The sequence below is a fragment of the Streptococcus suis genome, from assembly GCF_029616525.1.
GTDB lineage: Bacteria > Bacillota > Bacilli > Lactobacillales > Streptococcaceae > Streptococcus > Streptococcus suis_AF.
This window is the reverse complement of sequence record NZ_JANFME010000017.1, coordinates 36,804-44,379: the sequence shown is the minus strand read 5'-3', so window position 1 is coordinate 44,379 and position 7,576 is coordinate 36,804. Positions and strand designations below refer to the sequence as shown.

General features: G+C 45.8%; 4 protein-coding genes. 3 read left to right on the top strand and 1 reads right to left on the bottom strand.

Translation table 11 applies throughout. From position 1 onward, the window contains the following. Positions 1-394 precede the first annotated feature (394 nt). Complete coding sequence (locus NOL38_RS07665; protein WP_277941852.1) at positions 395-2,524, bottom strand: GH92 family glycosyl hydrolase; 2,130 nt, start codon at positions 2,522-2,524, stop codon at positions 395-397. Positions 2,525-2,768: 244 nt separating this feature from the next. On the opposite strand from NOL38_RS07665, the gene NOL38_RS07660 reads away from it, so the two are divergent. Genes NOL38_RS07660 through NOL38_RS07650 form a run of 3 tightly spaced genes read left to right on the top strand, consistent with a single transcriptional unit; the run spans position 2,769 to position 7,576 of the window. After that, positions 2,769-4,055 carry a glycoside hydrolase family 125 protein gene (locus tag NOL38_RS07660; RefSeq protein WP_202106374.1) on the top strand — a complete coding sequence of 429 codons (1,287 nt, stop codon included), beginning with the start codon at positions 2,769-2,771 and terminating at the stop codon, positions 4,053-4,055. Position 4,056: 1 nt separating this feature from the next. Beyond that, positions 4,057-6,729, top strand: coding sequence for an alpha-mannosidase (locus NOL38_RS07655; RefSeq protein ID WP_277941851.1), 2,673 nt, complete (start codon positions 4,057-4,059; stop codon positions 6,727-6,729). Beyond that, on the top strand, positions 6,710-7,576 hold the full coding sequence (locus NOL38_RS07650; protein ID WP_277941850.1) for an ROK family protein: 867 nt from the start codon (positions 6,710-6,712) through the stop codon (positions 7,574-7,576). The genes NOL38_RS07655 and NOL38_RS07650 overlap by 20 nt, the downstream gene beginning before the upstream one ends.

The following is a 7,576-nucleotide window of genomic DNA, read 5'->3' as shown; positions in this document are numbered from 1 at the left end:
GACTACTAGGGACGAGCTAGTAGCCTAACATAAAAAATTTTTCGCTTTGATTATATCATAGGGAGGGAGTTTTTGCATTCTTTTGAGTTTTCGTATAAGAACTCGACTGGTCAAAAAGAGTTCGTCAACAATTTTTCGTTTTAAGTTGTTGAGCTGAAACAGTCTATCCCCAGACTGTTTCACTCCCACCCCCGCACAGCTCAAACTGTCTGGGAGACAGTTTGAGGTTGGAGATAAGGCGAACTCTGTTCGCATCAGTCGTAGAGGTCAGATTTGGAGTGTAAAACACGAACAAATCTGTCAATCAACCACTGCGCTGAGATGTTGACACGAACTCTGAGAAGTGAGGTTGGGCTTTTTGCCCAGCCTCATTTCTTTTGTTTGTAGAAGCTGGTTAGTTGCTTGGTAGTAGGGCAAGCTCAAATTCCAGACACTTAGCTGTCACTAATTGGTCATGCTTGATGGTTTGGATGACTTGTTTGTCTAATGAAACTTGCTTGACAAACTGGAAATTTGCCTCGCTTTTTGGAGTAGAAATGGTCAGCTTGTGTTGATCTGCAAGTAGCAAGTCTACTTCCTTAAAATGCGGTAGTCCGATTTGGTAGTCGGCTTTTCCGGGACAGACAGGGTAGAAACCTAGACAGGAGAAAATATACCAGGCTGAAAGGCTACCGTTATCCTCGTCACCTGGATAGGCTTGAAAACCTGTCTTGAAAGCTGTTTGTCTGATTTTGTGAATGAGTAGACTTGTGTATTCTGGTTTTGTAGACCATTGGAAAAGATAAGGGATATGGAAGCTCGGTTGATTTGAAATAGCAAGCTGACCGAGATTGACTTGCGCCATTTCCGACATTTCGTGGATTTCGTAGCCGTATTGTTCAGGTGAGAAATAAGCTTCCTGATTGCACAGTTGGATGAGATAGGTGGTGAAGGCTTCTTTTCCGCCTATCAATTCTATCAGTCCATCGATGTCATGAAAGACGGACAGGGTTGCTTGTAGGGCAGAGCATTCGGCATAGTCTCTTCCCCAGCTTAGAGGGGAAAAATCTGCTCGGAATTGTTTCTGTCTATCCTTGGCACGCATGAGACCTGTTTGGTTATCGAATAACTGTCGGTAGCCGAGGCTCATTTGAGCGTATTGCTTAGCCAGTTGGTCCTGCCCCAGTTTTTCTGCTACTTGGCTGATAGCCCAATCACTGTAGGCATAATCAAGGGAATGGCTAACGGATTCATTGAAATCTAGAGGGAGATAGCCTAATTGGCGATAGATCTGACTACCATGGCGACCGTAACGTTGATCTGCATCGGTCTTTTGACTGGTTTCAATCATGGCTTGGAGAAAATCTTCCATCAAATCAAGAACAAGTCCCTTGCAGGCCGCATCAGCAATGACTCCATCCACAAGAGTTCCTGGCATGATACCGCGCTCGTCTGGCGATAGCCATTTGGGTAAAAATCCAGTATCTCGATAGTGTTGGAGAATGCCGTGGAGAAACTCTTCCAAATAGTCTGGGTAGATAAGTGAAAGCAGAGGATAGGAGGAGCGGAAGGTGTCCCAGTAGCCGTTGTTGGTGAAAAACTTACCTAGCTTGGCCTGATTGCTGATAGGGTCGAAATGAATGGCTTGTCCATCAGGACTAGGTTCATAGAAAGTCTGTGGGTAAAGTAGACAACGATAGAGGCAGTGGTAGAAGAAGTTAATGTCCTCTGTTTTTTTGTCACGAATCCGAACACGACCTAAGAGCTGATTCCATGTGTTTTCTGCTTGTTTTTGGGCTTGGGGGAAGTCAGGAACATCTTTCAATAGAAAGGTGGCCTGCTCAGGGCTGATAAAAGAGGTAGCCAAGCGCCCCTTGATAGAAGTGCTTGAGAAATTGATGCGAAGGTGCAAATCTTCTCCCACCACTTCCGTTTTAGCTATCTTGCGATCCTTGACCAGATGATAACCTTCTGTTATTTCCTCTTCAAATTCTAGGAGAGCATACATGCAGAAATCAGGGGATTGGCAGGCGCTGACCTGAAAAATCTGAATGAGCAATTGGTGAGGATTGAGTAGTCGATAAATGGATTTTCCAGATGAATAGAAGACTATTCCGATAGGCTGGTTAGCAAAAGACGCTATCTCAAAACTGGCTCCGTATCGGCTGGGAGCTAAACGGCTTATCAAGCGATAGCGGTTGGATTGTAATTGGAGGAGGTCAGGTCGAAAAATAGCTTGGTCGAGTTGGTAGCTGGATTGACGGTGAAAGAGGCTATCTCGGCTTAATTCGCCTGTGACAGGCGTCAATAGGAGGGAGGCAAAATCTCCCAACCAAGGACTGGGTTGATGGGTTAAGCGAATGCCCTGATAGACAGGTTCATAGGGATTGAACCACCAGTTTCCAGTCTGGTCGCTGGTCTGGGGAGCAAAATAATTCATGCCGAAAGGGACCCCTGTCAATGGCAGGATGTTGCCGTTTGAAAATGCATGTGAGTTATAAGTACCATAGCGGGTGTCAATGGTTGAAACGATGGAGGTATACATAGGCTATCCTTTTCTTTTTTATTGATAATAAGTTGTGTCTCCTTATTATATAGAGAAAGGGAAAGAAAGGAAAGCGTTTTCCAAAACTGGCAATATTTGTGTAAAAATGCGTTTAATTTGTGTATAGGATTTGCATATAGAATTGTATAGACTGATACTAGGAACCTTGTGTCTAATGAAAATTATATGGATTTTCCAGATAGAGGTTGGAAGAACTCTGAGCAAAGGATGAAAGGGAGAAATCATGTTTTACACAAAAGAAATCATAGAGAACTGGCTGACAGGCATTCAAAAGAAAACAGCAGACCACCCAAGTTGGGGGAGTGTATTTGAAAGGTGTTATACGGATACGCTTGATAGGACCATTAGTCAACTGGAAGATGGGACTACTTTTGTCTTAACGGGGGACATTCCAGCCATGTGGTTGAGGGATTCGACAGCCCAGGTCAAACCCTATTTAGCCTTGGCTAGAAAAGATGAGAAATTACGCCAGATGATTCTAGGTCTGGTAGAGAGGCAAATGGCCTTTATTTTGATGGATCCATATGCCAATGCCTTTAATCAGGCAGCCAATGGGCGGGGGCACCAGACCGACCACACTCAGATGGGACCCTGGATTTGGGAGCGAAAATATGAGGTGGATTCTCTCTGCTACCCCCTTCAATTAGCCTATCTACTTTGGAAAGCGACAGGGGAAACCAGTCATTTTAACCAGACCTTCTTTGGGGCAGCTGAAAAAATTGTCCAACTCTGGAAATTGGAGCAGCACCATGAAAACTCCCCTTATAGCTTTGAACGGGACACTGATCGGCTAGAGGATACCCTCACGCACCAAGGAAAAGGGGCTCCCTGCACCTATACAGGGATGACTTGGTCCGGTTTTCGTCCAAGCGATGACGCCTGTATCTACCCTTACCTCATCCCCTCAAATATGTTTGCGGTCGTCGTCTTGGGCTATTTAGGGGAAATAGCAGAGCAGTTTGCCAGTGAGGAATTCTCAGATTTGGCTGAAGGTGCCAGACGGTTGGCACAGGAAATTGACCAGGGGATTCGGACCTTCGGGCTGACCAAGAATCAGGCGGGAGAAACCATTTTCGCCTATGAAGTGGACGGCTTGGGCAATCAGTCTATCATGGATGATCCCAATGTTCCTAGCTTGTTGGCGGCTCCCTATCTAGGATACTGTCAGAAAGATGATCCCATCTATTTGGCAACCCGTCGGACCATTTTAAGTCAAGAAAATCCCTATTACTACGAGGGCGACTATGCTGCGGGTCTTGGTTCCAGTCATACCTTCTATCGCTATATTTGGCCGATTGCCTTGGCTATTCAAGGATTGACAACGGATGACAAGGAAGAAAAAGCGCGTTTGCTGGATACCATGGTAGCCTGTGATGGCGGTACAGGACTGATGCATGAGAGTTTCCATGTGGATGATCCGACGCTTTACTCTAGAGAGTGGTTCTCCTGGGCAAATATGATGTTTTGCGAATTGGTTTTAGATTATTATGATATACGACCGGAGGAATAAAATGGGAAAAGAAACGGTTCATATTATTTCACATAGCCACTGGGATAGGGAATGGTATCTTCCTTTGGAAGAACATCGGATGCGCTTAGTAGAGCTATTTGATGACCTATTTGACTTGTTTGAAACAGATCCTGAGTTTAGGAGTTTTCATCTAGATGGACAGACCATTGTCCTAGATGACTATCTGGAAATTCGTCCGCAGAATCGAGAGTTATTGAAGAAATATATCCAAGACGGTCGGCTGATTATTGGTCCCTTTTACATCTTGCAGGATGATTACCTCATCACCAGCGAGGCAAATATGCGCAATACCCTTCTAGGTCATTTGGAAAGCAAGAAGTGGGGGCGGGCTCCGAAGATTGGTTATTATCCAGATACTTTTGGAAATATGGGACAGGCTCCTCAGCTACTGCGTCAGGCTGGTATAGATGTGGCCTTGTTTGGTCGTGGGGTCAAACCAGTTGGCTTTGATAATCAGGTTCTGGGAGATGACCAATTCCAGTCCACTTTCTCGGAGATGATTTGGGAGGGGGCAGATGGCAGTCAGGTTCTGGGCATTTTATTTGCTAACTGGTACAGCAATGGCAATGAAATCCCAGTTGATGAGGAGGAAGCGCGTGTTTTTTGGGAGAAAAAATTGGCAGATGTTCGCAAATACGCTTCAACCTCCCACTATCTGCTGATGAATGGCTGTGATCACCAGCCTGTCCAGAAAAATCTCAGCCAAGCATTACGACTGGCCCGAAAACTGTATCCAGATATAGACTTTGTTCATTCAAGCTTTGAAGAATATATCGCAGCTGTCAAGGAAGAGTTACCAGTAGACCTCAGTCGTGTCAAGGGAGAATTGACTAGTCAGGAAACGGATGGCTGGTACACCTTGGCAAATACGGCCTCTTCGAGAATTTATCTCAAACAGGCCAATGACCAGGCCAGCCAGCTTTTGGAACAAGTTGTAGAACCCTTGGTGGTGATGACAGGAGATAAGGTGCCGAGAGATGAGTTACGCTATGCCTGGAAACTTCTTTTGCAGAATGCCCCCCATGATAGCATCTGTGGTTGTAGCGTAGACCAGGTGCATAGTGAGATGGAAACCCGCTTTAAGAAGGTCAAGCAAGTCGCTCATTTCCTGAGCCAGCGCTCCCTAGACAGGTGGGAAAAGCAGGTGGATTCTAGCCAATTAGACGGCTTACTATTTACGGTTTTCAATACTACAGCCTGCCGACAAACCCAGTTAGTGGAGGTTGATTTGCTTGTTGAACAGGAAGATTTTCGCGATGGGCAGCTAGATCAACACTTCCAATCCATGGCAGATATATCCCTGCCAGCCTTGGGCCTCTTTACCAGTCAAGGCCAAGAGCTTGAGGCAACCATTGAAGATCTAGGTGCCAACTTCCGCTACGATTTACCAAAAGATGCTTTTCGTTCTGCCAATTTTGCCCGCCAGATTCGTGTCCGCTTTGTAGTGGAAAATCAGGCGCCATTTTCATGGCAGACCTATCAAGTCAAGCCGATTGGTGACACTAGGGTGAATAGCAGTTTAAGTGAACAGTTTGAGAATGATTACTACCGTATCGATGTGGAGGATGGTCAGCTCTTACTAGAAGACAAGAGAACGGGTCAAACCTATAAAGACTGGCTACGCTTTGAAGATTGTGGAGATCTGGGCAATGAATATATCTTCATGGCGCCTAAGAATGACCAACCGCTCTATGGTCAGATAGAAGACTTCAGTCTTGTCTACCAAACAGAAGCGGTCAGCATTGCCAAGGTCACTCACCGTTTGCATCTACCTGTGGCTATGGAAACAAGTCTGGAAGATGAACAGAAGCGTCTGGTAGAATTTAAACATCGAACATCTCAAAGGAGTCAGGAAAAGAAAGACCTGCTCCTTACCACCTATCTGACCCTCTACCGCCACCAACCCCAAATTCGCATCCAGACAAATTTCCACAATCAAATGAAGGACCATCGCTTACGAGCAGTCCTTGATATTGGAATAGAAGCCGAGAATCACTTGGCAGATTCCATCTTTGAAGTCGTTGAACGTCCAAATCAGCCACATCCAGCTTGGGAAAATCCGTCCAATCCTCAGCGTCATCGCAGTTTTATTAGTCTATCAGATGACCGACAAGCCATGACCGTTTCGAGCAAGGGCCTACATGAGTATGAAATCCTAGATAGGGGCAAGATAGCTTTGACACTACTTCGTGCGACTGGAGAGCTAGGAGATTGGGGCTACTTCCCAACACCAGAAGCCCAGTGTTTGAGAGAATGTCAGTTGGACTATGCCTTTGAAATTTGCCCAGTAGAGGAAGGTTTTGCCAGCTTCCAAAGAGCGCAAGCCTTCCAAGGACACTTGTTAACTAAGCAAGTAACCAGCCATAGTGGGCATCTGCCATGTGATCATCAGTTTTTGAGCCATCCAGCACTGGAAGAGAACCGCTTATGCGTGACTTCTTTGAAGGTGGCAGAAACATCGGACCGCATCCTGCTACGTTACTACAATATGAGTCAGGAGCAGTTAGCAGACTGGAGTGAGTGGACTGAGGGGGTTGATTTGCTAGAAGAACCACTAGAGGCTTTGCCGGCTAGGATTGAACCTCAGGCAATCCGAACAGAGGTCATTGGCTATCATGGAAAGGAGAAAGAATATGGTAGTAGCTTGTTTTGATATTGGAGGTACGGGCATAAAGGCGGCCCTGATTGGTTTAGATAAGCAGATCAACCATCGACAGGAATGGCCAACACCGGTCAGTTTAGCGGAATTGTTGGCGCTTATGGACAGTCTTATTCAGCCGGTAAACGGCTTGGAGGCAATTTCCCTCAGTATCCCTGGAGCGGTAGACCTTGAAACGGGTGTCATCCAGGGGCTGAGTGCCGTTCCTTATATCCATGGTGTATCTTGGTATGAGTTATTGAGTCAGTATGGCTGTCCTGTGTATTTGGAAAATGATGCCAATTGTGTCGGGCTGAGTGAATTGGCTGTTGATGACCAGTTATCGACTTTTGCCTGTGTCGTCTGTGGTACGGGTATCGGTGGTGCCTTGATTGTGGATAGAAAACTCATCCGAGGGAAACAAGGTTTCGGTGGCGAATTTGGCTATATGCTGATTGCTACTGGAAAGGTACCTCTCAAAAACTGGTCCCAACTTGCTTCTACTGGAAGTTTGGTTAGACAGGTTGCTAGTCAGTATGAGGAAGCTGTGGAAGATTGGAACGGCAAGCGGATTTTTGAACTAGCAGAACAGGGAGATGAGGTATGTCAATTAGCCATTGAAGAAATGACACACAATCTAGCCTATGGCATTTTAAATATCTCCTATTTCCTGGAACCAGAAGTGCTGGTTATCGGTGGTTCTATCAGCCAGAATCCAGTCTTTATCCAAGCCATCCAGGAGCAACTAGAGGCTATTCAAAAGGAATATCCAGAAGAATTCCCATATCTACCAGCTATTCGTGCCTGCCACTACCAGCAGGATGCCAACCTCATGGGTGCTTATATGAAGACCCTACAATAA

Excerpts from the sequence above, each read along its gene's own strand:
- NOL38_RS07665 (WP_277941852.1), bottom strand. The coding sequence starts at position 2,524 with ATGTATACCTCCATCGTTTCAACCATTGACACCCGCTATGGTACTTAT.
- NOL38_RS07650 (WP_277941850.1), top strand. The coding sequence starts at position 6,710 with ATGGTAGTAGCTTGTTTTGATATTGGAGGTACGGGCATAAAGGCGGCC.
- NOL38_RS07660 (WP_202106374.1), top strand. The coding sequence starts at position 2,769 with ATGTTTTACACAAAAGAAATCATAGAGAACTGGCTGACAGGCATTCAA.
- NOL38_RS07655 (WP_277941851.1), top strand. The coding sequence starts at position 4,057 with ATGGGAAAAGAAACGGTTCATATTATTTCACATAGCCACTGGGATAGG.